26 protein-coding genes are annotated in these 26,772 nt (G+C 65.4%); 23 read left to right on the plus strand and 3 right to left on the minus strand.

Going from position 1 to position 26,772, the window contains the following annotated elements:
* Window positions 1-4: 4 nt before the first annotated feature.
* The 7 genes from NG696_RS10150 (at window position 5) to NG696_RS10180 (ending at window position 8,297) form a co-directional block, all read left to right on the plus strand.
* Complete coding sequence (locus NG696_RS10150; protein ID WP_252575319.1) at window positions 5-751, plus strand: carbon-nitrogen hydrolase family protein; 747 nt, start codon at window positions 5-7, stop codon at window positions 749-751.
* Window positions 752-877: 126 nt separating this feature from the next.
* Window positions 878-1,786, plus strand: a complete 909-nt coding sequence (gene dapA, locus NG696_RS10155) for a 4-hydroxy-tetrahydrodipicolinate synthase (protein WP_252564750.1) — start codon at window positions 878-880, stop codon at window positions 1,784-1,786.
* A 41-nt stretch (window positions 1,787-1,827) separates the two neighbouring features.
* A complete protein-coding gene (locus NG696_RS10160) occupies window positions 1,828-3,519 on the plus strand; it encodes a ribonuclease J (RefSeq protein WP_252564748.1) in 1,692 nt (563 codons plus the stop codon).
* Window positions 3,520-3,648: 129 nt separating this feature from the next.
* Window positions 3,649-6,558: an FtsK/SpoIIIE family DNA translocase gene (locus NG696_RS10165; RefSeq protein WP_252564746.1), complete on the plus strand. Its 2,910-nt coding sequence runs from the start codon at window positions 3,649-3,651 to the stop codon at window positions 6,556-6,558.
* Between the two features lie 9 nt (window positions 6,559-6,567).
* Window positions 6,568-7,203 (plus strand): CDP-diacylglycerol--glycerol-3-phosphate 3-phosphatidyltransferase, encoded by a 636-nt coding sequence (gene pgsA, locus NG696_RS10170; RefSeq protein ID WP_252575320.1) that lies wholly within the window; start codon window positions 6,568-6,570, stop codon window positions 7,201-7,203.
* A gap of 9 nt (window positions 7,204-7,212) precedes the next feature.
* The gene (locus tag NG696_RS10175) at window positions 7,213-7,692 is read left to right on the plus strand and encodes a CinA family protein (RefSeq protein ID WP_252564743.1); all 480 of its coding nucleotides are present in this window, start codon (window positions 7,213-7,215) and stop codon (window positions 7,690-7,692) included.
* A 152-nt stretch (window positions 7,693-7,844) separates the two neighbouring features.
* Complete coding sequence (locus NG696_RS10180) at window positions 7,845-8,297, plus strand: helix-turn-helix domain-containing protein (RefSeq protein WP_056342905.1); 453 nt, start codon at window positions 7,845-7,847, stop codon at window positions 8,295-8,297.
* Between the two features lie 75 nt (window positions 8,298-8,372).
* Here NG696_RS10180 and NG696_RS10185 read toward each other — a convergent pair whose 3' ends face one another.
* Window positions 8,373-8,942 carry a MarR family winged helix-turn-helix transcriptional regulator gene (locus tag NG696_RS10185; RefSeq protein WP_256472086.1) on the minus strand — a complete coding sequence of 190 codons (570 nt, stop codon included), beginning with the start codon at window positions 8,940-8,942 and terminating at the stop codon, window positions 8,373-8,375.
* Between the two features lie 41 nt (window positions 8,943-8,983).
* On the opposite strand from NG696_RS10185, the gene NG696_RS10190 reads away from it, so the two are divergent.
* The 6 genes from NG696_RS10190 to dapF all read left to right on the plus strand — a co-directional run bounded on the left by NG696_RS10190 (window position 8,984) and on the right by dapF (window position 14,639).
* Window positions 8,984-9,208: a DUF3046 domain-containing protein gene (locus NG696_RS10190; RefSeq protein WP_252564741.1), complete on the plus strand. Its 225-nt coding sequence runs from the start codon at window positions 8,984-8,986 to the stop codon at window positions 9,206-9,208.
* A gap of 233 nt (window positions 9,209-9,441) precedes the next feature.
* On the plus strand, window positions 9,442-10,500 hold the full coding sequence (recA, locus tag NG696_RS10195; RefSeq protein ID WP_056342912.1) for a recombinase RecA: 1,059 nt from the start codon (window positions 9,442-9,444) through the stop codon (window positions 10,498-10,500).
* A 172-nt stretch (window positions 10,501-10,672) separates the two neighbouring features.
* On the plus strand, window positions 10,673-11,176 hold the full coding sequence (locus NG696_RS10200) for a regulatory protein RecX (RefSeq protein WP_308291963.1): 504 nt from the start codon (window positions 10,673-10,675) through the stop codon (window positions 11,174-11,176).
* A 61-nt stretch (window positions 11,177-11,237) separates the two neighbouring features.
* Window positions 11,238-12,785, plus strand: coding sequence for a tRNA (N6-isopentenyl adenosine(37)-C2)-methylthiotransferase MiaB (gene miaB, locus NG696_RS10205; protein ID WP_252575321.1), 1,548 nt, complete (start codon window positions 11,238-11,240; stop codon window positions 12,783-12,785).
* Between the two features lie 3 nt (window positions 12,786-12,788).
* On the plus strand, window positions 12,789-13,685 hold the full coding sequence (gene miaA / locus NG696_RS10210; RefSeq protein WP_252575322.1) for a tRNA (adenosine(37)-N6)-dimethylallyltransferase MiaA: 897 nt from the start codon (window positions 12,789-12,791) through the stop codon (window positions 13,683-13,685).
* A 9-nt stretch (window positions 13,686-13,694) separates the two neighbouring features.
* Window positions 13,695-14,639: a diaminopimelate epimerase gene (gene dapF / locus NG696_RS10215; RefSeq protein WP_252564735.1), complete on the plus strand. Its 945-nt coding sequence runs from the start codon at window positions 13,695-13,697 to the stop codon at window positions 14,637-14,639.
* On the opposite strand, the gene NG696_RS10220 is transcribed toward dapF, so the two are convergent.
* Complete coding sequence (locus tag NG696_RS10220) at window positions 14,620-15,234, minus strand: class I SAM-dependent methyltransferase (RefSeq protein ID WP_252564733.1); 615 nt, start codon at window positions 15,232-15,234, stop codon at window positions 14,620-14,622. The genes dapF and NG696_RS10220 overlap by 20 nt on opposite strands.
* Before the next feature lie 442 nt (window positions 15,235-15,676).
* Here NG696_RS10220 and hflX point away from each other — a divergent pair, with 442 nt between their 5' ends.
* Both hflX and NG696_RS10230 read left to right on the plus strand, forming a co-directional pair.
* Complete coding sequence (gene hflX, locus NG696_RS10225; protein ID WP_252564731.1) at window positions 15,677-17,242, plus strand: GTPase HflX; 1,566 nt, start codon at window positions 15,677-15,679, stop codon at window positions 17,240-17,242.
* Complete coding sequence (locus tag NG696_RS10230; protein ID WP_252575323.1) at window positions 17,235-19,292, plus strand: ATP-dependent DNA helicase; 2,058 nt, start codon at window positions 17,235-17,237, stop codon at window positions 19,290-19,292. Before hflX ends, NG696_RS10230 begins: the two co-directional genes overlap by 8 nt.
* Window positions 19,293-19,366: 74 nt before the next feature.
* Here the strand turns inward: NG696_RS10230 and lexA are convergent, their stop codons facing one another.
* Entirely contained in the window at window positions 19,367-20,113 is a 747-nt protein-coding gene (lexA, locus tag NG696_RS10235; protein ID WP_058929464.1) for a transcriptional repressor LexA, read from the minus strand.
* Between the two features lie 349 nt (window positions 20,114-20,462).
* On the opposite strand from lexA, the gene NG696_RS10240 reads away from it, so the two are divergent.
* The 8 genes from NG696_RS10240 to NG696_RS10275 all read left to right on the plus strand — a co-directional run bounded on the left by NG696_RS10240 (window position 20,463) and on the right by NG696_RS10275 (window position 26,762).
* The gene (locus tag NG696_RS10240; RefSeq protein ID WP_252575324.1) at window positions 20,463-20,903 is read left to right on the plus strand and encodes a LysM peptidoglycan-binding domain-containing protein; all 441 of its coding nucleotides are present in this window, start codon (window positions 20,463-20,465) and stop codon (window positions 20,901-20,903) included.
* Between the two features lie 78 nt (window positions 20,904-20,981).
* Window positions 20,982-22,100 carry a histidinol-phosphate transaminase gene (locus NG696_RS10245; protein ID WP_252575325.1) on the plus strand — a complete coding sequence of 373 codons (1,119 nt, stop codon included), beginning with the start codon at window positions 20,982-20,984 and terminating at the stop codon, window positions 22,098-22,100.
* Window positions 22,101-22,181: 81 nt separating this feature from the next.
* Window positions 22,182-22,808, plus strand: coding sequence for an imidazoleglycerol-phosphate dehydratase HisB (gene hisB, locus NG696_RS10250; RefSeq protein ID WP_252575326.1), 627 nt, complete (start codon window positions 22,182-22,184; stop codon window positions 22,806-22,808).
* Window positions 22,805-23,536 (plus strand): imidazole glycerol phosphate synthase subunit HisH, encoded by a 732-nt coding sequence (gene hisH / locus NG696_RS10255; RefSeq protein ID WP_252575327.1) that lies wholly within the window; start codon window positions 22,805-22,807, stop codon window positions 23,534-23,536. Before hisB ends, hisH begins: the two co-directional genes overlap by 4 nt.
* Complete coding sequence (locus NG696_RS10260) at window positions 23,537-23,695, plus strand: CG2302 family histidine operon protein (protein WP_201762377.1); 159 nt, start codon at window positions 23,537-23,539, stop codon at window positions 23,693-23,695.
* A gap of 57 nt (window positions 23,696-23,752) precedes the next feature.
* On the plus strand, window positions 23,753-24,499 hold the full coding sequence (gene priA, locus NG696_RS10265; protein WP_252575328.1) for a bifunctional 1-(5-phosphoribosyl)-5-((5-phosphoribosylamino)methylideneamino)imidazole-4-carboxamide isomerase/phosphoribosylanthranilate isomerase PriA: 747 nt from the start codon (window positions 23,753-23,755) through the stop codon (window positions 24,497-24,499).
* Window positions 24,500-24,508: 9 nt separating this feature from the next.
* A complete protein-coding gene (locus NG696_RS10270) occupies window positions 24,509-25,405 on the plus strand; it encodes an SseB family protein (protein WP_252575329.1) in 897 nt (298 codons plus the stop codon).
* A gap of 55 nt (window positions 25,406-25,460) precedes the next feature.
* Window positions 25,461-26,762, plus strand: a complete 1,302-nt coding sequence (locus NG696_RS10275) for an MFS transporter (RefSeq protein ID WP_252575330.1) — start codon at window positions 25,461-25,463, stop codon at window positions 26,760-26,762.
* Window positions 26,763-26,772: the final 10 nt, after the last annotated feature.

Raw genomic sequence — 26,772 nt, forward strand, 5'->3', positions numbered from 1 at the left:
AGGGGTGACTGATGCCCTGACCGTCTCTGCCGTGCAGTACCAGGCGCTGGAAGGCGGGATTATCCCGAACGTGCAAGAACACGTCCGGCTGATCGAGGATGCCGAATCCCACGGTGCCCGGCTGGTGGTGTTCCCTGAGCTGTCGTTGACGGGGTACAACCTGGCGCTCCTGGCCGCTGACGACTCGTGGCTTCAACGCGATGACCCACGTCTGGCCGATCTCCACGAAATCTGCCGCCGGACAGGGATCACCGTGGTGGCAGGTGCTGCCTATCGGGAACCTGACGGGACGCCGCGGCTCGCCAGCCTCGTGATCCACCCCGACGGCACCACCGAACTCGGCTTCAAAACCCACCTCCACGGCCCGGAGCGGGAGGTCTTCGCCGCGGGCGGCGGTGCCGTCGTGATCGAGCTGGATGGCTGGAAGATCGCGCTGGCCATCTGCTTTGATGCCGCTGTTCCGGCCCACTCCACCGGGGCAGCCCAGGCCGGCGCGGATATCTATGCCGTTTCGGCCCTGTACACGCAGGCGGCAGAACGGCGGCTTGGCCTGCATATCGGAGCCAGGGCCATGGACAACCGGATGTTCGCCATTCTGGCAAACCTTGGCGGATCCACCTCGCTGGGCCCCTCCTGCGGCCTCAGCGGGTTCTGGGGACCGGACGGGTTCGAAGTGAAAAGGGCGGCCGGAACCGGCACTGAAGTAGTCACCGCCATCCTGCAGCTGAGTGCAATGCGAAAATTCCGCTGACCCCGCGGGAGTCGATCTGCAAAGAGTGCTGACCGCTGTCCCGGGGGGCTTCGCAGCCCGCTAGTTGACGCGGATCACGCCGCCCCCATTGTCCTAACCAGCCGCCGACAGGGTAACGTTTTTTCCATGCCTCACAAATCCGCCACCGCTCCTGCCCTTGGTACGCTCCTGACCGCCATGGTCACGCCCTTCACCAAGGATGGCGCCGTGGACTACAAGCAGGCAGCCGAACTGGCCACCAAGCTTGTGGACGATGGCTGCGACGGCTTGGTCGTCACCGGTACCACCGGCGAAACGTCCACCCTCTCGGATGAAGAGAACCTTGGCATGTTCCGCGCTGTCAAAGAGGCAGTGGGGGACCGCGCCGCCATTATCGCGGGCACCGGGACGAACGACACCGCACATTCGGTGCACCTCTCCGAGCAGGCGGCAGCGCTTGGCGTCGACGGCCTGCTGCTCGTCACGCCGTACTACAACAAGCCCAGCCAGGCCGGCGTCCGCGCACACTTCGAAGCTGTCGCGTCCGCAACCGATGTGCCCGTTATGCTCTATGACATTCCGGGCCGCTCCTCCATCGCGATCGAGCCCGAAACCATGATCCGCTTGGCGCAGCACCCGAACATCGTCGCCGTCAAGGATGCCAAAGCCGATTTCATGGCAGCCAGCCGCGTGATGGCAGAGACTGACCTGTACTTCTACTCCGGCGACGACGGACTGACCCTTCCGTGGATGTCCTTGGGCGCCGTCGGACTCGTGGGTGTCACAACCCACGTCGCAACGCGCCGCTTCCGCGAACTGATCGACGCCATCAACGCGAACGACCGCGAAACCGCGCGTAAGATCAACTTCGAGCTGCTGCCCGTGATCAGGGCAACGATGACCCGTGTCCAGGGAGCCGTTGCAGCCAAACAAATTCTTAAATGGCAGGGAGTCCTGCCCAACTCGATTGTCCGTTTGCCCCTCGTGGAGCCGGACGAAGCCGAGATCGTATCCATCCGCGAGGATTTGGCGGAAGCGGGGCTGGTCTTTCCCTAAGGGCTAAGACCAGCACCCTTCCGCCTGGAAAGTAGTGCACTATGACCCAAACCGCCCTTCCCGGCCTTGTCACGCCTCCACGCCTGCCGCAAGGCACCCTTCGGATCGTTCCGCTGGGCGGACTGGGGGAGATCGGCCGGAACATGGCCGTGTTCGAAATCGATGGCAAACTGCTCATCGTGGACTGTGGTGTCCTCTTCCCGGAGGAGACCCAGCCAGGCGTTGACCTGATCCTGCCCGATTTCTCCTACATCGAGAGCCGTGTCGACGACATCGTGGCCGTTGTCCTGACCCACGGCCACGAGGACCACATCGGCGCCGTTCCCTACCTCCTGCGGCTGCGCGCCGACATCCCCCTGGTGGGCTCACAGCTCACGCTGGCGCTCATCGAGGCCAAGCTGCAGGAACACCGGATCCGTCCGTACACGATGACCGTTGAAGAGGGCCAGGTCGAAAAGTTTGGCCCCTTCGAGTGCGAGTTTGTAGCGGTCAACCACTCGATCCCCGATGCTTTGGCTGTGTTCATCCGCACGGCCGGCGGCACTGTCCTGCACACGGGCGACTTCAAGATGGACCAGCTGCCCCTGGACGGCCGGATCACCGACCTCCGGCACTTCGCCAAGCTGGGTGAAGAGGGCGTTGACCTCTTTATGTCCGACTCCACCAACGCTGACGTGCCGGGCTTCACCACCGCCGAAAAGGAAATCGGCCCCACGCTGGAACGGCTCTTCGGCCAGGCCACCAAGCGCATCATCGTGGCGTCGTTCTCCTCGCACGTCCACCGCGTCCAGCAGGTGCTTGACGCCGCCGCCAAGCACAACCGCAAGGTGGCCTTCGTGGGCCGCTCCATGGTCCGCAACATGGCCATCGCCGCCAAGCTCGGCTACCTCGACGTTCCCGAGGGCCTCCTCGTGGATATCAAGAACATCGATAACCTGCCGGACAACCGCGTGGTGCTGATGTCCACGGGTTCCCAGGGCGAACCGATGGCTGCGCTTTCCCGCATGGCCGCCGGTGACCACCGCGTGGTGGTGGGCGACGGCGACACCGTGATCCTGGCCTCCAGCCTCATCCCGGGCAACGAGAACGCCGTTTTCCGCATCATCAACGGCCTGCTCAAGCTCGGCGCGGACGTCATCCACAAGGGCAACGCCAAGGTGCACGTCTCCGGACACGCGGCCGCCGGCGAGCTGCTCTACTGCTACAACATCCTTGAGCCGCTCAACGCCATGCCGGTGCACGGCGAGACCCGCCACCTCATCGCCAACGGCAAGATCGCCATCGAGTCCGGCGTCCCCACCGCCAGCGTCATCCTTGCCGACAACGGCACCGTCATTGACCTCAAGGACCACCGCGCAGACGTGGTGGGCCAGGTTGAAGTGGGCTTTGTCTACGTGGACGGCTCCAGCGTCGGCGAAGTCACCGAAGCAGACCTCAAGGACCGCCAGACGCTCGGCGATGAAGGCTTCATCTCCATCATCACCGTCATCAACCGCACCACCGGCAAGGTGGTCTCCGGACCCGAGATCCACGCCCGCGGCGTGGCCGAAGACGATTCGGTCTTCGACGAGATCATCCCCAAGATCAACGCCGCCCTGGAAGAAGCGGTGCTTAACCGCACGGACCACACCACCCACCAGCTCCAGCAGGTTGTCCGCCGCGTCGTCGGCACCTGGGTCAACCGCAAGCTGCGCCGCAAGCCCATGATCATCCCGGTGGTCCTCGAGGCGTAACAGCCCCGAAGACAAGCGATATTGAAAGGCCCGGTTCTTTTGGAACCGGGCCTTTCGCATCCGCAACATGAGGCCGGGAACAGCCGGAAATCCGCGGAAAACCGCGCCAGTTCCGGTACCGTGGCACGTATGGCCACTCGTACTACTCCCGCGCCCCGAGGCACCACTGGCGGCAAATCCGGCAGCTCGGCGGGCCGCGGTGCAGGCGCCACAGCGTCCACCCGCACCGGCGGCCGGGCTGGCTCATCGGCGGGCACCGCACGCACCCGCCAGCTTCCCGCCGTCGAACAGCGGCAGCCCTGGCTGCTGCGCGTTGTGGGCGGCGCCTGGTTGGGCGTGGGCCATCTGGTCGGCGGCGGAGTCCGCAGGATCGGCTCCGATGTCAGCGACCTGCCGGCAGAGGAACGCCGCGACGGCGCGGCCCTGTTCAACCTTGCCCTCGGCGTCTTCATCGCCACCTTCGCCTGGTGGGGAATGACCGGCTGGTTCCCCGACGCCGTCTACGGCGTAGTCAACGGCACCTTCGGCTGGATGTCACTGCTTTTGCCGCTGATGCTTTTTGTGTGTGCCTTCCGGCTATTCCGGCAGCCCGACGACGGCCGCGGAAACAACCGGGTGGGGATTGGTTTCCTCATCATGACCTTTGCGGGCTGCGGCATTGCCCACGTTGTGGGCGGGCAGCCCACTGTTGCCGAAGGCTTCGACGGCCTCCGCCAGGCCGGTGGGATGCTCGGCTTCCTGGCCGCATCACCCCTCGCGGCCATCCACGCGGCGGTGCCCGTGGTGGTCTACGGCCTGCTGGCCTTCATCTCACTGCTCATCATTACGGCAACCCCGTTCGGAGCCATTCCACGCCGCCTGCGGGCAGCCTATGAGCACCTGATGGGCCTGGACCTGCAGGAACCCGGCGACGACGGGGACAGCCACGACCGCAGCTACCTCGAGGAAACCCGGGCAGCCGCTGCGCCGCGGAAGAAGAAGCGGCGCTTCTTCGGTAAGGACGACGAGTCCGACGCCGGGCTGGAAGGCTACGTGGGCGACGAAGCCTTCGAGCACGCCGTCATTGACGACGACGAGGCCGACGCAAAGTCAGGCCGCGGACCGCGCCCCGCTCCCGGCGTGCGCCGCCCCACCCAGGCGGAAATCGCCGTCGAAAAAATCAAAGCCGCCCAGGGCCTCGGTACTGCAGGGAGGGCTCCGGCAGAGGACAACGCCACCGAGGCCATCCCGCTGGTCACACCCGGGATGGTGGCCGCCGGCTCACTCAACCCTGCACACGCCGCCGTTGCGCAGGTGCCGGCCAAGCCCGTCACGCCCATGCCCCTTCCGGCTCCCATTCCGCAGCGGACCGAGCAACTCTCACTGGCGGGCGACGTCACCTACACCCTGCCGCCGTCGGACGTTTTGACCCCGGGCTCCATCCCCAAGGAGCGCACGGAGGCCAATGACGCGATTGTGGCTTCCCTGACCGAGACCCTCAACCAGTTCAACGTGGAAGCGCAGGTGACCGGCTTCAGCCGCGGGCCCACCGTCACCCGCTACGAGATTGAACTGTCGCCGGGCACCAAGGTGGAGCGCGTCACCGCCCTGTCCAAGAACATCTCCTACGCAGTGGCTTCCAGCGACGTCCGGATCCTCAGCCCCATCCCGGGTAAGTCGGCCATCGGTATCGAGATCCCCAACACGGACCGTGAGACCGTCTCCCTTGGTGACGTCCTCCGCAGCCAGAACGCCCGCCGGACTGACCACCCCATGGTGATGGGCGTCGGCAAGGACGTCGAAGGCGGCTACGTCGTGGCGAACCTCGCCAAGATGCCCCACCTGCTCGTCGCAGGTGCAACCGGCGCGGGTAAGTCCTCGTTCGTGAACTCCATGATCACCTCGATCCTCATGCGGGCAACCCCGGATGAGGTCCGCATGGTCATGGTGGACCCCAAGCGTGTGGAGCTGACCGCCTACGAAGGCGTCCCGCACCTCATCACGCCCATCATCACCAACCCGAAGAAGGCTGCTGAGGCCCTGCAATGGGTGGTCCGCGAGATGGATGCGCGGTACGACGACCTCGCCAACTACGGGTTCAAGCACATCGATGACTTCAACAAGGCAGTCCGCGCCGGCAAGGTCCAGCCGCCTGTGGACTCCAAGCGCGTCATCCGGCCCTACCCGTACCTGCTGGTGATTGTTGACGAGCTCGCCGACCTGATGATGGTGGCCCCGCGCGACGTGGAAGATTCCATCGTCCGCATCACCCAGCTGGCCCGTGCCGCCGGCATCCACCTTGTCCTGGCCACCCAGCGGCCTTCCGTGGACGTCGTCACCGGCCTGATCAAGGCCAACGTGCCTTCCCGGATGGCCTTCGCCACGTCCTCCGTCACGGACTCCCGCGTGGTCCTTGACCAGCCCGGGGCCGAAAAACTCATCGGCCAGGGCGACGCTCTGTTCCTGCCAATGGGTGCCTCGAAGGCCATGCGTGTCCAGGGCGCCTGGGTTACGGAGTCTGAAATCCACAAGGTGGTGGAACACGTCAAGGGCCAGCTCAAAGTCGACTACCGCCACGATGTCGCCCCCGAGGCGCCAAAAAAGCAGATCGACGACGACATCGGGGACGACCTCGAAGTGCTGCTGCAGGCCACCGAACTGGTGGTCACCACACAGTTCGGTTCGACGTCGATGCTCCAGCGCAAGCTCCGGGTGGGCTTCGCCAAGGCCGGACGGCTTATGGACCTCCTCGAGTCCAGGGGAGTGGTTGGCCCCTCCGAAGGGTCCAAAGCACGCGACGTCCTGGTGAAGCCGGACGATCTCGCGTCGGTGCTGGCAGCCATGAAGGGCCAGGACGTGCCGGCGGTTGCTGACTCGCAGACGGCGGCGCTCAGCGACAACGCCAACGCGAACATCGCCCAGGGCGGTTATGCGGAGGACCTTGTGCAGGCGGACCTGGACCAGCGCAGCCAGAAGGTTGAGTACTTCGACGGCGCCGACGGCACCTCCGGCGACGACGAGGACGGCTCCGAAGACGCGTGGTCACTCACCGGACGGTAGCCTAGGAGTGTGACTAGCACCGAAGCAACTGCCGCCGGCTCCAGCAGCCCAGGAATCTGGAATCTTCCCAACATCCTGACCATGCTGCGCATCGCCCTGGTGCCGTTCTTCGTCTGGTTCCTCCTCGCCGATGCCCCCGGGCTGAGCAGCGAGTCAGGGCCGTGGCGCTGGGCCGCGGTAGTGGCGTTCGCCGTCGCCATCTACACAGACAAGCTCGACGGCGACATCGCCAGGAGCCGCGGCCTCGTCACCAATTTCGGCAAAATTGCAGACCCCATCGCCGACAAGCTCCTCATCGGCTCAGCCCTGGTGATGCTCTCCATCCTGAATGAACTGCCGTGGTGGGTCACCATCGTCATCCTCGTCAGGGAATGGGGCATCACCGCCCTTCGTTTCTTTGTCATCCGGTACGGAGTCATCCCGGCCTCGCGGGGAGGCAAGCTCAAGACCGTCGTTCAGACAGCCGCGATCTTCCTGTACCTTCTGCCACTCGGCGCGCTGGCGCCGTGGCTTGTCTGGGTGGCTTTCGCCGTCATGATGGCGGCCGTACTGATCACGGTGTGGACCGGCGTCGAATACGTCATTGAAGCCCTGCGCATCCGGTCCCAGGGCAAACGGGCCGGAAAAACTACAGCTGGCAACTAGGGAGCCGACGTGACTAACCTTCACCACCTGGCGGAACAGACAGTCAAAAAGGCCCTGGAAATGGGCCGCACCGTCGCGACCGCAGAGTCGCTGACCGCGGGAATGGTCAGCGCCGTACTCGCCGACACAGACGGTGCCTCAGGCATGCTCCAAGGCGGTGTGGTGGCCTACCAGCACTCCGTCAAAGTGGATGTCCTGGGCGTTCCGGCAGAGCTGCTGGACGCCGCCGGATCAGTAGACGGTGCTGTCGCGGCGGCCATGGCGGCCGGGGCCAGGACTGCGCTGCATGCTGACATCGGCGTTGCCACCACAGGAGTAGCCGGCCCGGAGGAACATGACGGCAAAGCAGTGGGGGCGGTCTTTATCGGGGTTGCCACAGCGGACGGTGCGTCATATCTCGAATACGCCTTCACCGGGAACCGCGCAGAGATCCGCGGACAGGCTTGTGGCGCTGCACTCGAAAGTCTGATCGCGGCCCTATCTTCCTGAAGCTACCGGGCGTAAAGTTGCCGGGAACAAATCCCGGTGTCCATTAGTTATTACATTGTGTCGCTTCCGGAGAGCGGAGGCGCCTAGGATGAATAAACCACCACGGTTCGCTCCACGGCGGACCGAACTTATGAAGGAGCAAGGCGATACAGATGGTAAAGCAGCCCGTATCCATAAACGGCGTTGTCCGCTGGAAGGATGTGGGCCTCGCCGATCAGGCCAAGAGCGAACAGAAGGAGCGCAAGATGGTTGTACTTCGTCACGAAATCGGTGATGTCCTGCGCGATGTACGCCAGCGCCAGGGACGCACGCTCCGCGAAGTTTCGCACAGTGCCCGTGTTTCCTTGGGCTACCTCAGCGAAGTAGAGCGCGGCCAGAAGGAAGCTTCATCAGAGCTCCTCTCCTCAATCTGCTCAGCCCTGGACGTGCCGCTTTCCAGCATGCTCAGGGAAGTCAGCGACCGTGTCGCCGTCGCCGAGGGCGTTGCCGTTCCGGACACCGTTCCCCAGGAATTCTCACAGCGCTACGGCCGCGACCTTGATCGCGATCTGAACGCTGAACTCAACAACGAACTGTCCAAGGGCCTGCTTTCCGGCGCACGGTAAGCCGTCCGCAGGAGCCAGACAGGAAGTGCGACAAAGCCTCCGGCCAATGGCCGGAGGCTTTGTCGCGTGTGGTGGCTATTTTGCAGTGTCGCCGGCGGACGGGTCCTTCGCGAAGCCGTCGAGTTCAAAGATGGAGTTGAGCTTTGCCATGTATTCGGCGAGGGTTTGCAGTTCCCCGACAGGCCACTCACCCAGCCGCTCACGGAAATCCTGGCGGCGCGCATCCTGGACCTGATGCATCCTTTCCTCGCCCTTTTCGGTGAGGCGGATCGACTGCGCCCTTCCGTCCAGGGGGTCAGCTTCCTTGAACACCAGCCCGATGCTTTCCAGGAAGGCGATCTGGCGGCTGACGGACGGCTTGCCCACGCCGATGTTCAGGGCGAGGTCTGTCAACCGGATGGGCCCCTCGCGCCGGATGACCGAAAGCAGGCCGTAGGCCGCCGGTTCCATGTCCGGGTGCACCTGCCGCGAGAGCTGATGGGACACCGACCGGGCCCGCCGCCAAAAGAGACTGATTTGGTGTTCCACGGTGTTCAGGGCCTCATCGACGGTGTCTTTGCCGGTACCTGCCTCCGCAGGGGACGCCGCGGGAACGCCGGTCTCAGGACGGCCTGTCGCAGGAGGGCCGTCGGCAGGGTTGCTCATGGCAACAATTCTAGGGTCCGGGAACGTGAGAGACTCTATTGGTGCGGATCAGTGACTATTGGCGGCTTATGGACGACGAATTCGGGGCTGGCTACTCCCGGGTCTTGAGCAGCACCCTGGTCCTGGCCGGGGCCGGGGGGCGAACCGCCGACCAGGCCCTCGCGGCCGGAGTGAGCCTCCGGCAAGTGTGGCTGGCCATCTGCGATGTCCAGGATGTGCCGCCGGAGCGGCGCCTGGGCCGCGACGTCAAACCCCTGCGCGACTGACGCCGCCACCAACCAGACAGCGCTCCTCAGGCTCATGTGCGCCCCTTCCTGCGCTGACACGCCGCCGGATCTGTTCGAATATCTGTTCGGGTAAAGCTATGCTTTTCGTAGTGGTTATCCACATAGGCGATGTCATCCGGCCAGAATGTCAGCGGGTGCCATTAGCGTCAGAGATGACCAAGAAATGGCCGCTGAGGCCACTCCAAAGCGAGAAAGCATTAGAGGTGTGAACCATGGCGGCAGCCCCGGATCGTCAAAAGGCGCTCGACGCAGCGCTGGCACAGATTGACAAGCAGTTCGGCAAGGGCTCGGTCATGCGGCTGGGCGATGAAGTCCGTGCCCCCATCGAGGTCATCCCCACCGGATCCATCGCGTTGGACGTGGCTCTGGGAATTGGCGGCCTGCCCCGCGGCCGCGTCGTGGAGATCTACGGCCCGGAATCTTCGGGTAAGACCACCGTGGCCCTGCACGCCGTTGCCAACGCACAGCGCCTGGGCGGCATTGCCGCCTTCATCGACGCCGAGCACGCCCTGGACCCCGAATACGCCGCCAGGCTGGGCGTGGATACGGACGCACTCCTGGTCTCGCAGCCGGATACAGGCGAGCAGGCCCTGGAAATCATGGACATGCTCATCGGCTCCGGCTCGCTGGACGTCATCGTCATCGACTCTGTTGCTGCCCTGGTGCCGCGTGCGGAAATCGAGGGCGACATGGGCGACAGCCACGTGGGTCTGCAGGCCCGCCTCATGAGCCAGGCCCTGCGTAAGATCACCGGCCGCCTGAGCCAGACCAAAACCACCGCCATCTTCATCAACCAGCTCCGTGAAAAGATCGGCGTGTTCTTCGGCTCCCCGGAAACCACCACCGGCGGTAAGGCCCTGAAGTTCTACGCGTCCATCCGCATCGACGTCCGTCGGATTCAGACGCTCAAGGAGGGTGCCGACTCCGTCGGCAACCGCACCAAGGCCAAGATCGTCAAAAACAAGATGGCCCCGCCCTTCAAGATCGCCGAATTCGACATCATCTATGGCCAAGGCATCTCCCGCGAGGGCGGCATCATCGACATGGGCGTGGAGCACGGCATCATCAAGAAGTCGGGTTCGTGGTTCACGTACGACGGCGACCAGCTTGGCCAGGGCATGGAGAACTCCCGCAGGTTCCTGCGCGACAACCCCGAGCTGGCGACCGAACTGGAGCGCCTGATCAAGGAGAAGCTTGGCGTCGGGGTAGTCAAGCCCGCCGAAGCCGATGCCAAAGACACACCAAAGCTGAAGGCTGTTGACGGCTTCTAGGGACGCCCCTGACCTGACAGCCGGTCAGAGCGCCGGATGGCGTGCGGCCGGGCAGGACGCCGGATCGGGACGACGGCAGCGGAGACGGGGCGGTGGACGTCCCGGCTTCGGGCCGGACGGACCCCATCCGGATGCTGCCATCGCCGCGGACGCCGAACCGGATCCCGCGTCCGTGGCGCGGGCCATCGTGCTCCGGCAGCTGACCAGTTCCGCCAAGAGTCGGCTGCAGCTGTCGCGAAAACTGGCGGAGCGGAACATTCCGGAGGACGTGGCCGAAGCCGTCCTGGACCGCTTCCAGGAGGTCCGCCTCATTGACGACGCCGAGTTCGCCGACATGTGGGTGCGCAGCCGGTCGCAGTCTCGGAAGCTCGCCAAAGGGGCCCTCCGGCGCGAGCTGGCGGACAAGGGAATTGACCCGGACACCGCAGCCGCCGCGCTGGAACAGCTTTCCGACGCGGACGAAGAAGTGTCTGCCCGGCTCCTCGTGGAGCGGAAGCTCCGGGCAGGCACGGATTTGTCGGACCGCGCCGAGCGGGACAAGATCACCCGGCGGCTGGCGTCGATGCTGGCCCGTAAGGGCTATCAGCCGTCGCAGGCGTTCCGGATCGTCGGAGAGGTACTCGACGCGCGTGCGGATAGCCAGGCAGAGTCACTGGAGAGCCTGCCGGATCTGTAGGCTCGGTGAAGCGGCGCCTCCCGCCAACCCCGTAACCGTGGCGACCCGGTACCCTTAACAGGTGAGTTTGACCATTCCTTCCCCCGCATCCGGTACCGCCCCGACATCCGACCCAGCCCTCCAGCAGCCCCGTACCTATCAGGTGCGAACGTTCGGCTGCCAGATGAATGTGCATGATTCGGAGCGGATGGCCGGCATGCTCGAGGACGCGGGCTACGTGCCGGCCAGCGGTGAGCAGGCCGACGTCGTGGTGTTCAACACCTGCGCGGTCCGCGAAAACGCGGACAACAAGCTCTACGGCAACCTGGGCATGCTGGCGTCCGTCAAGGCGGCCAACCCCGGGATGCAGATCGCCGTGGGAGGCTGCCTGGCCCAGAAGGACCGCGAGACCATCCTCAAGAAGGCTCCATGGGTGGACGCAGTCTTCGGCACCCACAACGTCGGGGCGCTACCGGCCCTGTTGGACCGGGCCCGTCACAACAACGAAGCCCAGCTGGAGATCCTCGAATCCCTGAACGTCTTCCCCTCCACCCTGCCCACCAAGCGTGACTCGGTCTATTCCGGCTGGGTCTCCATCTCGGTCGGCTGCAACAACACCTGCACGTTCTGCATCGTCCCGGCCCTGCGCGGGAAGGAAAAGGACCGCCGCCCGGGCGACATCCTGGCTGAAATCCAGGCCCTGGTGGATGATGGCGCCATCGAAGTCACCCTGCTGGGCCAGAACGTGAACTCCTACGGTGTTGAGTTCGGTGACCGGCAGGCGTTCTCCAAACTCCTGCGCGCGTGCGGGGAAATCGAAGGCCTGGAGCGGGTCCGCTTCACCAGCCCCCACCCTGCCGCCTTCACCGACGACGTCATCGACGCCATGGCCGAAACCCCCAACGTGATGCCGCAGCTGCACATGCCGCTGCAGTCCGGGTCGGACAAAGTCCTGAAGGACATGAAACGGTCCTACCGGTCCACCAAGTTTCTGGGCATCCTGGATAAGGTCCGCGAGAAGATCCCGCACGCCGCCATCTCCACTGACATCATTGTCGGCTTCCCCGGCGAAACCGAGGAAGACTTCCAGGCCACCCTTGACGTTGTGGAGCAGTCGCGCTTCGCCACGGCTTTCACTTTCCAGTATTCGAAGCGTCCGGGCACTCCGGCCGCGGACTTGCCGGACCAGCTTCCCAAGGCCGTGGTCCAGGAGCGTTTTGAACGCCTGACCGCGCTGCAGGACAGGATTGCCGCCGAGGAAAACGCCACGCAGCTTGGCCGCCGGGTGGAGGTGATGGTCACTGCCCATTCAGGGCGCAAGTCCGAAGAAACCCACAGGCTGTCCGGCCGGTCCCAGGACCAGCGGCTGGTGCACTTCTCTGTTCCCGATGGGGCAGAGGCGCCGCGTCCCGGCGACCTTGTCACCGTGACCATCACCGAAGCCGCAGCCTTCCACCTTGTGGCTGACCCGTCGGTGCAGGACTACAGCCTGCGACGTTCCCGCGCGGGGGACGCCTGGGACAGGTCCCAGGCAGATTCGTGCGGCGCTCCCGTGCCGGCTGCCGCAGGCGGCGTCGGCCGGACCGGAGTCTCGCTGGGTATGCCCACGCTGCCGGTCCGGGGCCGCTGACCGGTGGCCCAGCCTCCGGTTATTGCCGTCGTTGGTCCCACAGGGTCCGGTAAATCCGATCTGGCCGTGAACATCGCCCTGGAACTGGACGGCGAGGTCATCAATGCCGATGCCATGCAGTTCTATCGCGGGATGGACATAGGCACTGCCAAGATCACGCCGACAGAACGCAAGGGCGTTCCCCACCACCTTCTGGACATCCTGGATGTCACGGAGGAGGCCAGCGTTTCAGACTTCCAGCAGCAGGCCCGGAGCATCGTCAGCGATATCCACGCGCGTGGCAAGCGCGCCATTCTCGCGGGCGGTTCGGGTCTCTACGTGCGGGCTGCCCTCGACGTCCTCGAATTCCCCGGCACGGATCCCGTCCTCCGGCAACGGCTTGAGGCCGAACTTGAGGAAGCCGGCCAGGATGCCCTTCTGGCGCGGCTCCGGGAGGTGGATACGGTGTCCGCGGGCCGTGTCTCCGATTCGCGCCGGATCATCAGGGCGCTCGAAGTCCACGAGCTCACCGGCCGGCCCTTCAGCTCCTTTATGCCCCAGCGCGAGTATTTCCAGCCTGCCGTCCAGATCGGCCTGGCCGTGGACCGCGACATCCTCCGTGAACGGCTGGCACTGCGCGTCCACAACATGGTGGACCAGGGACTGTTGGCGGAAGTGCGCCGGCTGGACGCGCTGGGTCTCCGCGCCGGCAAAACTGCGCCGCGGGCCCTGGGCTATGCCCAGTTCCTGAAAATGCTCGACGGCGGCTCAACAGTTGCCGAGGCGGCCGAGGACACCATTGTGGCCACCCGGCAGTTTGCCAGGCGCCAGCTCACGTGGTTCCGTGCCGATCCCCGCATCACCTGGCTGGACTGGCAAGCGCCGGACCTTGCGGCCCAGGCCGTGGCTCTCAGCCGGTAATCTAGGACCATGGACGCAACTCCCGCAGAGATCACAGAGCCCGCCTTCCGCACTTTGGGCGGTCTCCGCTTCTCCAAGGGCCATGGCACAGGTAACGACTTTGTGCTGATCGCTGATCCCGACGGCGTCTACACCATCGACGCCGGCCAGGTAGCCGCCCTGTGCGACCGTCACCGCGGGATCGGCGGCGATGGCCTGATCCGGGCCGTCCCCTCCCGGTACCTCTCCGAAGGCCGCGAGCTGCTGCTGAGCAGCCCGGAAGCGGAGTGGTTCATGGACTACCGCAACGGCGACGGGTCACTCTCGGAAATGTGCGGCAACGGGGTACGCGTTTTTGTGCACTTCCTGCGTGCCGAAGGCCTGGTTGACCTGCCCGACGGCGGCGCGCTCACCATCGGGACGCGCGGCGGCGTCAAGACCGTGGTCCGGACAGGGGACAGCTACGCGGTGGACATGGGGCGGTGGGAGTTCATTTTCCCCGGCGACGCGACCGCCAAAGGCATGGATTCGCTGGTAACCGCGGACGGCTTGGAAGTGCCCCGCCCGGCCCTGTCAGTCAGCATGGGCAACCCTCACACCGTGGTGGCACTGGCGGAACTGTCCGAATTGGAAGCCACCAGGCTCTACACGGCTCCGCAGGTCGATCCGGTTCCCGCCAATGGAACCAACGTTGAATTCGTGGTGCCTTCTGAACCGCTGGTCCACAACGGGATCGGCACCGTCACCATGCGCGTCCATGAGCGGGGCGTGGGCGAAACCCAGTCCTGCGGAACAGGCGCGTGCGCGGCCGCAGTGGCCATCAGGCACTGGGCAGGGGCGGAAGCGCCGGACTCCTGGCTGGTCAACGTGCCGGGCGGCGTCGTCGGCGTTAAGTTCTTCGCCGGAGCGGGCGGGCACGAGCACGTCGAGCTCAGCGGGCCCGCCGAGATTGTGGCTACTGGGACGCTTTCCTGACCCGAAGGATCCGGAAGGACTTGGACGTGGACTCCCGGCTTACGGCGAACGATGCGTCCAGCTCCGTCGACAGCCAGCGCTGAAGCGAATCCGAGCCCAGGTTCTTTTGGACCACCAGCCACGCGGAGCCGCCCGGCGCCAGCCGGGGCAGCCACATCTTCAGGAGGCTGTGGAGTTCATCCTTGCCGATCCGGATGGGCGGGTTGGACCAGATCGTGTCAAAGCGCAGCTCAGGGTCCACCGCGTCAGGCGCGCTGGCCAACACGTTGCCCAGGCCCAGCAGGGCCGCATTCTCATTGGTGAGCGTGATGCAGCGTTCATTGACATCCACGGCGTACACCTTGGCATGCGGCGCCCGCAATGCGAGGGTCAGGGCAATAGGCCCCCAGCCGCAGCCGATGTCAAGGAGGTTGCCTGTGGGGTCCGGGGCCGGGACCTCAGCCAGGAGCACAGCTGTCCCCTTGTCGATGCCGTCGGGGCTGAAGATGCCGCCGGACGTCTGCAGCGTGCGCGTCTCGCCGGCCAGTTCCACTGTGAGCGGTTTACGGGTGAACGGCCCGGCGGGCGATGCGCTGAAATAGTGTGCGGACTCCATAACTGGCCAGATTAGTTGGCCGGGGTGGTCAATGCGAAACCGCGGCCACCGCTTCTGCTAATCTTGAACCCATGTTCTTGATCTTCGAGTAGCCGGCACGGCCGGCGTCCCTCCCGGACGCCGCCTGTCCCGAAGCCGTGCCCCGCAGCGATGCAGGTATTAACCTTCCGCAAGTGCGCCACATAACAGGTCTTTCGTACCCGTTATGCCGCCGGGCAATACTCGAGCGATCTGCCGCTGCCGGTCCCTTGCTGTTTTGCCCGCGCTTTCCACCACTCCACGCATCTCCCGGATGCGGAGACTCCCTGCGCCACGGTGCTGACCGGTGCACGCAGCAGACCAGGAGGCCCGGATGACTGCAAGCCGTCAGCCCAGCGCGAATACTTCACCATTGACCAACGATCGGCACTATTCTGAAAATGCCGAAACTTCAAAGGAGACCATGACCAGCCAGCCCAACACCGGTTCCGATCCAGCAGCCCAGGACATGAGTCCCGAGGAGATCCAAGCTGTCATCGACCGGATTCTCGCCAAGGACGTACCGGCCAGGAACGTCACCGCCGCAGACGGTGACAAGGCCGTGTTCGGCAGGGCTCAGGCGATCTCCCGCCTGGACGACGAACACACCAGCTACGACGGCGACCAGCAGGACCGGGAGGAACGCCGGGCACTGCGGCGCGTGGCTGGCCTGTCCACCGAACTCGAAGACGTCACTGAAGTCGAATACCGGCAACTGCGGCTCGAACGTGTGGTGCTGGCCGGGCTATGGTCCGAAGGCACCTTGGCGGACGCGGAGAATTCACTGCGTGAGCTCGCCGCCCTCGCCGAAACAGCAGGCTCCGAAGTCTTGGACGGGATGGTGCAGCGCCGTGCCAAACCGGACCCGGGCACGTTCCTGGGTTCCGGAAAGGCCCTTGAGCTCAAGGAAATCGTGATGTCCACGGGGGCTGACACCGTTGTGGTGGATGCCGAGCTGGCACCGTCCCAGCGCCGTAGTCTCGAGGACATCGTCAAGGTCAAAGTCATTGACCGCACGGCCCTGATCCTGGACATCTTTGCCCAGCACGCCAAGAGCCGTGAAGGCAAGGCCCAAGTGGAGCTGGCGCAGCTCGAATACCTCCTGCCACGACTGCGTGGCTGGGGTGAATCGATGTCCCGCCAGGCCGGTGGCCAGGTGGGCGGCGCGGGCGCCGGCATGGGTTCGCGCGGACCGGGTGAAACGAAAATCGAGCTGGACCGCCGCCGGATCCGGACCCGCATGGCCAAGCTGCGGCGCGAGATCGCTGCGATGAAGCCGGCACGGGAAACCAAGCGGGCCAACCGCCGTCGTAATTCAGTGCCTTCGGTTGCGATTGCCGGGTACACCAACGCCGGGAAGTCATCGCTGCTGAACAGGCTGACCGACGCCGGCGTGCTGGTGGAGAACGCACTCTTCGCCACCCTGGATCCCACCGTGCGAAAGGCAGAGACCTCCGATGGCCTCGGCTACACCCTGGCGGACACCGTGGGTTTTGTCCGTTCACTGCCCACCCAGCTGGTGGAGGCCTTCCGCTCCACGTTGGAGGAAGTGGCTGACGCGGATCTGATCCTGCACGTGGTGGACGTGTCCCACCCGGACCCCGAGGGCCAGATTGCCGCTGTCCGCAAGGTCTTCAGCGAAGTGGATGCCCGCAAGGTGCCCGAAATCATTGTCCTGAACAAGGCCGATGCCGCGGATCCTTTTGTGGTGGAGCGCCTCAAGCAGCGCGAGCCGCGCCACGTAGTGGTCTCGGCACGCACAGGCCAGGGGATCCCCGAACTGCTGCATGCCATCAGTGAGGGGATTCCGCGGCCCGGCGTGAAGCTGGAGCTCCTTATTCCCTACGACCGCGGTGACCTGATCAGCAAACTGCACGAGACCGATGCCGAGATCCTGAGCCTGGATCACGGCGAGCACGGTACCCGTGTTTTGGTGATGGTGCGTGAGGGCCTTGCGGCTGAACTGGAACCCTTCATCAACCATGACTGAGGTTGCGGCAGGGGAAGTCAAAGGTACGGCCGGCGAGCAGTTCGTGATCGAATTGCTCGACCGCGCCGTGGCCGGCATGGGCGGTCAAAGCCGCAGTGGGCAGCACGAGATGGCCAGGCAGGTGGCCAAGGCCATCGAAACCGGCGACCACCTCCTGGTTCAGGCCGGAACGGGGACCGGAAAGTCGCTGGCCTACCTGATTCCGCTCATTGCGCACTCGCTCGTGAGCAACAAACCCACCTTGGTGTCCACGGCCACGCTTGCGTTGCAGACCCAGATTGTGGGGCGCGACCTTCCCCGGCTGCTGAAGACCATCACCCCTGCCCTGGACCGACCGGTCAAGGTGGCCCTGGTCAAGGGCCGCTCCAACTATGTCTGCCAGCACAAGCTCGTTGGCGGGTTCCCTTCCGAGGAACCCGCCGAGGGCCAGCTGTTCTCCCTTGGCGAAGACACCAGCGTCCCGCATTTCGCCGCCGTATTGGGCGGGCCGTCGTCCCAGCTCGGCAAGGAAGTGGTGCGCCTGCGCGAGTGGGCGGAGAAGACCACCACGGGCGACCGTGACGAACTTCTGCCCGGCGTTACTGACCGGGCCTGGCGGCAGGTTTCGGTGACGTCCATGGAATGCCTGGGGGCCCAAAAATGCCCAGTGGCAGCCGAATGCTTCAGCGAACTGGCGCGCCACGACGCCGCCGAGGCCGACGTCGTGGTCACCAACCATGCCATGCTCGCCGTCAGCGCCTTTGAAGGCTTGGCAGTGCTTCCCGAATACGACGTTGTGGTGGTGGACGAGGCGCACGAACTGCAGGACCGCGTCACCGGTGCGGTGTCGGGGCAACTTTCCGTGGCAATGGTCCATGCTGCCGCGTCGGGCGCACGGAAACACACGGCCATCACCGTGGATGCCCTCAACGCAGCCGCCGCCAACCTGGAACTCGCCCTGGCGGGGGTGCCTAACGGGCTGCTCCCAAACGGCCTCAACGACGAACAGCTGGATTGTGTGGACCAGCTGCGTGAGGCCTGCCGCGCTGCCCTGTCCGACTCCAAGGGTGACGGCAGCCAAACGGCCGACGGCGGGCGGCAGCTAGCGCGCTCACGCCTGATGCTGATCCTCGAACTGTGCGAGCGGTTGATCGTGGCCCGTGAGAACCGCGAAGTGGTGTGGTTTTCCCGGGCAAGTTCCTTCGATCCGCAACAGGGCTATGCGCAGCCCGACGACTCTGCGCCGGTCCTGGTCAACATCGCGCCGCTCAGCGTTGCCGGCAAGCTCCGCGAAGGGCTGTTTGCCGGCCACACCGTGGTGCTGACCTCAGCGACGCTTGCCATCGGCTCAGCCTTTGAACCGGCCGCCGGGGGCTTGGGGCTGGTGGGGGAGGGCGCACCGAGCTGGACCGGGATCGATGTCGGATCGCCCTTTGACTATCCCAAACAGGGGATCCTCTACGTCGCGGGGCACCTCCCCAAGCCAGGCCGCGGGGCGTCGCCGGAGGCCCTCGATGAACTTGAGGCGCTGATCCGGGCGTCCGGCGGCGGCGCCCTGTGTCTGTTTTCGTCGCGGCGTGCCGCTGAGGAAGCCGCGGAGGCGATGCGTCCCCGGCTTGGCCTCAGCATTCTCTGCCAGGGCGACTCCACCATGACGGCACTGGTGAAGCAGTTCGCGGACGAGCCAGATACCTGCCTGTTCGGCACCATGTCCCTGTGGCAGGGTGTTGATGTTCCGGGCGGATCATGCCGGCTTGTGGTGATTGACCGCATTCCGTTCCCGCGGCCGGATGATCCGTTGATGACCGCACGGTCCCGCGCCGTTGCGCAGGCCGGCGGAAACGGCTTTATGGCGGTATCGGCGACCCACGCGGCCATCCGCCTGGCCCAGGGCGCGGGTAGGCTGATCCGTTCCACCGGAGACAAAGGCGTGGTGGCCGTGCTTGATTCCCGGCTTGCCACCGAGCGTTACGCCGGATTCCTCCGCGCCGCGCTGCCGCCGTTCTGGCCCACCACGGACCGGAAGACAGCGTTCGCAGCGCTGGAAAGGCTGGCCGGGAAAGGCGCCTGACTGAGCGCGGACCCTGCGCGGGTCCTACAAGCCAGAGCCCGTCCTAGCCAGCGCGTGAAGCGCCAGCTGGCATCCTATAGCGACCGCAGTACCGAGACGACCTTGCCCATGATCGTGGCGTGATCGCCCAGGATGGGCTCGTACTGGGTGTTCTGCGGCAACAGCCACGTGTGGCCATCGCGCTGGCGGAAGGTCTTGACGGTGGCTTCGTCGTCCAGCAGTGCCGCGACAATATCGCCGTTGGAGGCGTCTGCCTGCCGTCGGACCACTACCCAGTCGCCGTCGCAGATGGCAGCGTCCACCATGGAGTCGCCAGCCACGCGCAGCATAAAGAGCTCACCTTGGCCCACGAGCTGCCGGGGCAGCGGCATCACGTCTTCCACAACCTGATCAGCAAGGATGGGCCCGCCGGCCGCGATCCGGCCCACCAACGGCACCATGGCGGTGTCCATGGCAGAGGGCAGTTCGGTGACCGTTCCGCCGATGCCGTGCAGGACTGAGGGCTTGGTTGTCCCGTTGGACTTAGTGGACCCCCCGTCCAGCGTCAACGGCATTAGGACTTCCATGGCGCGCGGACGCTTGGGGTCCCGGCGCAGGTATCCCAGCTTCTCCAGCTGCGACAGCTGGTGGGTCACGCTGGACAAACTCGCCAGGCCCACGGTGTCACCGATTTCACGCATCGACGGCGGATAGCCGTTGTCATTCACCGAGCGCTGGATGGTTTCAAGGATCTTCTTTTGGCGGGCGGTGAGCCCCTTGGGGGTCCGTGGGGGCTGGCGGCGCTGCGGTGTCGCCTTGCCCTCGGCGGCTGGTGCTGCCATGTTCGCCAATGCCTTTCGGTTGCCCGGCTCCGCTCCGGCCGCTGGTGCCTGGAACGCCCCGGGGCTGGTGTCGGAGTTGATTGTCAGACCCTGCTGATCAACTACAGAGGTGGTTGTTCTTTGATCCAAACGTAGGCCAGCCACAGGCCTTTTTCAAACATTTGTTCTAGCGAGTCTCGACAATATTCGTTGATAAGTGCTAAAAATGAAGAAGCAAAGTTCGAACATGTGTTCTACTCGTTGCTTGCGGATTCGAATATTCGAATTTACGGACGGCTCAGGCCGGTACCGGCAAGTGGACGCGGAGGGCGCGCCGGGCAGCACAGTATGGTCCAGGAGGGCTCATTTCATGTCAGCTATATCTGCTTCGCAGGACTCGCGTCCGCAGCTCATTTCCGTGCAGGACCTCACCTCGCGGCAGTGGTCCGCACCCGTTTCGACGACGGGTTCGGCGCCAAGGCAGCGCAGGGAATCGTTGCCGCCGCTGCGCCTGACCCGCAGGGGCCGGATTGTCCTCATCGGCATCCCGCTGGTGATCCTTGCCGCAATCCTGCTTTCCCTGGCAGGTTTCCTCAACGCCCCGGCAAAGGCGGCCGATTCTGCCGCCGACCTGTCACTAACGCCAACAGTCTCGGTCACGGTGCAGGCCGGCCAGTCACTCTGGGCCATTGCCAGTACCGTGGCGCCCGAGCGTGATCCCCGTGATGTCATCGCGGATATTGCCCAGTTGAACAACCTTTCCGCCGGGGGCGTTGTCCCCGGACAGGAGCTCTTCGTCCCCACCAAGTAAAGAGCCTGCAGGCTCGGGCGTGTGCCGCCGCAGGCCGTCACATTTTCCGGCCGTCTGCTTCGGACCTAAACTGTTCAGGTGAATGACCAGCTAGAGCGTCTGAACAGACTTCCCCTCCGGACCAACCTCCGCGGACTGACTCCGTACGGTGCCCCGCAGCTGGATGTACCTATCCTGCTGAACGTCAACGAAAACACCCATGGCGTCCCGGCGGACGTACGGGCAGCGATCAGCGTGGCCGTGACGGAAGCCGCGGCAGGCCTCAACCGCTACCCGGACCGTGAGTTCACCGAACTCCGGGAAGCGCTGGCCGAATATCTCGGCCACGGTCTTGATGCCACCAACATCTGGGCGGCCAACGGGTCCAACGAGGTCCTCCAGCAGATCCTCCAGGCTTTCGGCGGACCCGGGCGGACGGCCCTGGGATTCCCGCCGACGTACTCCATGTATCCGCTCCTGGCCAGCGGCACGGACACCGGGTACATCGTCGGGCAGCGGGCCGGTGATTACGGGCTCAGTGCCGAGTCGGCTGCGTTGCAGGTCAAAGAGCTTCAGCCCAACATCGTTTTCCTCTGCTCGCCGAACAATCCCACCGGCACGGGCCTGGGCCTGGACGTTGTGGAGGCCGTGTACGAGGCCGGCGAGGCCAGTCAGACCATCGTGATCGTTGACGAGGCGTACCACGAGTTCGCCCACGATGGAACGCCCAGCGCCCTTACGTTGCTCCCCGGCCGGGAGCGCCTCATTGTGTCCCGCACCATGAGCAAGGCGTTCGCCCTCGCGGGCGCCCGCCTGGGCTACATGGCCGCCGCTCCTGAAGTCGCGGACGCACTCCGCCTGGTCCGGCTGCCGTACCACCTTTCGGCCATCACCCAGGCAACAGCCCTCGCCGCCCTGCAGCACCGCACTGCGCTGATGGCCGACGTCGAGGACATCAAGGAGCAGCGCGACCGCATAGTGTCGGAGCTGACCCGCATGGGCCTCAAGCCTGCCGCCTCCGATTCGAACTATGTCTTCTTCGGCGGCCTCGACAGCCCGCATGACGTCTGGCAGCAGTTGCTGGACGACGGCGTGCTGATCCGCGACGTCGGCATCCCCGGCCACCTGCGTGTCACGGCGGGAACTGAGACGGAGACCACAGCGTTCCTGACGTCGCTGGAACGCATCCTGGCCCGTCAGGCCAAGCTGCCCGCCTAAACTGGAAGTATCGGCGCCGCCGCGCGCCGGCACATCTCCTTCGCTTACGCACCACTGACTTCGCTTAAAGGACATATGACCATGAGTTCCACCGGATCGAACGCTGCCGAGCCCCGGACCGCACGCATGGAGCGTGCCACCAGTGAATCGTCAGTGCTCGTGGAGATTAACCTCGACGGCACGGGCGTATCGGACATCGACACGTCTGTCCCGTTCTACGACCACATGCTGACGGCGCTCTGCAAGCACTCGCTCATTGACATGACGGTCAAGGCCACCGGTGACACCCACATTGACGTCCACCACACGGTGGAGGACGTCGCCATCACGTTCGGTGAAGTGCTGCGTACCGCGCTGGGCAACAAGGCGGGGATCCGCAGGTTCGGCGAGGCCACCGTGCCCCTCGACGAAGCCCTGGCGCACGCCGTCGTCGACGTCTCCGGCCGCCCCTACCTGGTGCACGGCGGCGAGCCTGCCGGGCAGGAGTACCACCTCATCGGCGGCCACTTCACCGGGTCACTGACCCGCCACGTTTTTGAGGCCATCACGCTTCACGCAGGCATCTGCTTGCACATGAACGTCATCGCGGGCCGCGACCCGCACCACATTGTGGAAGCACAGTTCAAAGCCTTCGCCCGCGCCCTGCGTGCTGCAGTCGAACCCGATCCCCGCGTGGAGGGAATCCCCTCCACCAAGGGTGCCTTGTGAGCGGCCAAATCCTCCGGGGCGGCGCCGTCATCGATCCGGCCGCCGGTATGAAGCCCGTATCGCCCGAAGGCAAGCCTACGGTCACCGTTCTGGACTATGGTTCCGGAAACGTCCGGTCCGCCGTGCGGGCTCTTGAACGGGCGGGGGCCCAGGTCGTCCTCAGCTCCAAGCCCGAGGACGTGCTTAATGCTGACGGCCTGGTAGTACCCGGCGTCGGCGCGTTCGAGACTGTTATGCGCGAGCTCAAGGCCGTGGACGGCATCCGGCTGATCGGCAGACGCGTGGCCGGGGGCAGGCCGGTGCTGGCAATCTGCGTCGGCCTGCAAGTCCTGTTCGAGGCCGGGGTTGAGCACGGAACAGAAGCCGAAGGCATGGGGGAGTGGCCGGGCAAGGTGGAACTCCTTCCCGCCGAGGTGGTGCCGCACATGGGCTGGAACACCGTGGACGTTCCGGCAGGGTCCAAGCTCTTTGCCGGCGTCGCGGACCAGCGCTTCTACTTCGTTCACTCCTATGGTGTCCAGGAGTGGAACTTCGACGTGATCCAGCCGCGGATGACTGCGCCGCTGGTGACCTGGTCAGAGCACGGCGCCCGCTTTATCGCCGCAGTGGAAAACGGACCGCTCTGCGCTACCCAGTTCCACCCCGAAAAATCCGGCGACGCCGGTGCACGGTTGCTGCGCAACTGGGTAGACGGCCTTCGCAAGCCAGCTGCCACGGACGCCGCCTAGATGTGGTCGATTGTCCTGATGGGCCTGGCCGGCGTCCTGGTGGGCGGCGCCCTGTCCTTCAGGCAGCAGCACAAACCGCTGTGGACCCAGGTGGGCTTCTACGTCCTGGCCGGTATGGCGCTGCTGGCCGCCTACCTGCTGACGCTTCCTGGAACCTAGCCCACGCATTGACCAGTTCTGCTTCCACGAGCAACCCAACACCCAAGAGGATTTGAGATGACCACCGCAACCGATCTGCCGGTTCTTGAACTGCTGCCCGCCGTCGACGTCGTAAACGGACAGGCCGTGCGGCTGGTCCAAGGGGAGGCCGGCAGCGAGACCAGCTACGGCACTCCGCTGGAGGCAGCCCTCAACTGGCAGGAGCAGGGCGCCGAATGGGTGCACCTGGTGGACCTCGACGCCGCGTTCGGCCGGGGCTCGAACGCCGAGCTGCTCCGTGAAGTGGTGGGCCGGTTGGACATCAAGGTGGAGCTCTCCGGCGGACTCCGGGATGATGAATCCCTCGAGGCGGCGCTGGCCCTCGGCGTGGCCCGCGTTAACCTCGGCACGGCGGCGCTGGAAAACCCCGAGTGGACCCGCAGTGCCATCGAACGCTTCGGCGACAGGATCGCCGTCGGCCTCGACGTCCGGGGAACCACTCTGGCAGGCCGCGGCTGGACCAAGGAAGGCGGCGACCTCTGGGAGGTCCTGGGCCGGCTCGAAGAAGCCGGGTGCTCCCGGTACGTTGTCACGGACGTCACGAAAGACGGCACGCTGCGGGGCCCCAACGTTGAACTCCTGCGCCAGATGGTGGAGAAGACCGGCAAGCCGGTGGTCGCCTCCGGCGGCATCTCCAGCCTGGACGACTTGAAAGTGCTGCGCTCCCTGGTGCCGCTGGGCGTGGAGGGCGCGATCGTGGGCAAGGCGCTGTACGCCGGTGCCTTCACGCTCCCCGAAGCCCTCGACGTCGCCGGACGCCGCTAGGCAGTTTCCGTGGACAGCACGCACAACGCCGACCCGGCAACGGAATCGCCGCCGCCGCGCCATCTGCCCGGACACATTGCCGCGGCATTGGCGGGCGCGGGTGGCCGTACTGACTCGGCCGGCCAGCCATGGAAAGGCCGGAGCCTCGCCGGGGACGACGGCAGGATCCACAACTTTGAGGACGACGACGGAACGGCCGACGCCGGCTACCTCGCCGCCGTCGCGGCCCTGGTTGACGGCAACGGCGACGAAGCGGCTGTGGTGGCTTCGCTGGCCACCGCCCGCGTGTTTATCCCGATCATCGCGCAGCTTGGCGAGGAAGCGGCCGGCGTCGACGGCCTGACGGCGGACAAGCAGGCGGACATGGCGATGGTCACCCTGAAGGCCGCCGACGGCCGGACGGCCATGCCGGCCTTCACCTCGGCGGTTGCTTTGGCTGCCTGGCATCCCGAAGCCCGGCCGGTGGCGGTTTACGCCGCCAGGGCCGCCCTCTCAGCCGTGGCTGAGGGGGCCGAGTTGCTGGTGCTCGATCCGGGCTCGGAGGTCACGTTCGTGGTCCGGCGGCCCGCCGTCTGGGCGCTGGCCCAACAACGGGAGTGGATCCCTTCCTACACAGATGCGGCGTTGGCAGCTGAGATGGCTGAGGTAACGGCCGCCTTCCCGGCTGTACGCCAGCTTGCCCTCCTCCCGGGTTCCGGCGTCGCCGTCCTCTCCGGTACGGGTGCCAGGCTCACCGGGGGCGGTGCCGGGCCGGAACTTCAGGTGCTGCTCCACCTTGAGGAGGGGTTGGACGCTCCGGCAGTCCAGGACCTGGTGTCCGGGCTCCAACAGGCATGGTCCCGGAATGTATTGTTTGGAGAGCGTGTTGACTCGATCGAAATCAAGTTGCGGCGCGCAGCACAATAGCTGACGGTTGGCGCGGAGATCCCGGGCTGCCGCGGGCAGACCCAAAGGATTTTCCGTGAACTTCGCTCTTTACCGGGAGCTGCTGGCCGACCAGCCCATCCGGCGGCTGCTGCTGGTCGGCATGGTCGCCCGCATCCCCCACTCGGCGGCAGGCATGCTGCTGACCCTGCACATCGTGCTGACCCTGGACCAGGGCTACGCAGCGGCCGGTGCCGCAGCGGCTGTTATGACCATCGGCATTGCCGTTGGCGCACCATGGCGCGGCCGACGCGTGGACACTGTTGGCCTGCGCCGGGCGCTGATTCCGTCAGTGGTATCAGAGGCCCTCATCTGGTCCATAGTGCCGCACGTGTCCTACCAGTGGCTGCTTCCGCTGGTGTTTGTCGGCGGCCTGCTGACGCTGCCGATCTTCAGCGTGATCCGCCAGTCCCTAGGCGTACTCGCGGACGGCGACCAGCGGCGGACCGCTTTTGCACTGGACTCGATCGCCACAGAGATGGTGTTTATGATCGGGCCCGCCGCCGGAGCCGTTGTGGCCACCGGCGGCTTCACCGTTCTGGGACTCACGGTGGTGGGTGTTTCCACGTCACTGGCCGGATTGTTCCTCATCTGGTTTAACCCGCCCACTCGAAGTGCCTCGCAGACTGAGGAAAGCGAGGCAGACCAGCGCCACGCCGCGGAAGTGGCTGTGGTTTCCGCCGCGCCGGCCCACCTCCAGGAAGCAGCGGCAGACCTCGTCCCGGCCGGGGCAGAACGCGCCGGGAGTGGGCCGGCGGGGCTGCGCGGCAAGGTGGCCCACAACTTCGCCTGGCTCACGGCCACTGTCGCGGCCGTCTTCGCCGTGGCGGCTGGAACCGGCATGGTGCTCAGCGGCACCGACGTTGGCATTGTTGCTGCCCTGGAAACCGGCGGGCACCAGAGCGAAATCGGCATTGTGTTCCTCTTTTGGTGCGCCGCATCGGTAGTCGGCGGACTTGTCTACGGGGCCATGCACCGTCCAGTTTCTCCGATCCTCCTGCTGCTGGGGATGGCGGCCCTGACTATCCCGATGGGCTTCGCCCAAGGCACCTGGACGCTGGCCGTCGTCTCGATCCTTCCGGGCCTGTTGTGCGCCCCCGTCCTGTCGGCCGCCTCCGAACACGTGGCAGACCTGGTGGCGGAGGACCGCCGCGGCGAGGCAATGGGCTGGTACGGCTCTGCGCTGACTGCCGGCGTGGCGCTCGGGGCGCCCCTTGCCGGGATTTTCATCGACGGGATGGGGCCCTCCGGCGGATTTATCTCCGTGGGCGTGGCCGGCGTTCTGTTCTGCGTTGTGGGACTGCTGCTCCAGGCGCACCGCCGCCGCGCCGCTGCCTGAACGACGACGG

The organism is Pseudarthrobacter cellobiosi, from assembly GCF_023913755.1.
Taxonomy (GTDB): domain Bacteria; phylum Actinomycetota; class Actinomycetes; order Actinomycetales; family Micrococcaceae; genus Arthrobacter; species Arthrobacter cellobiosi.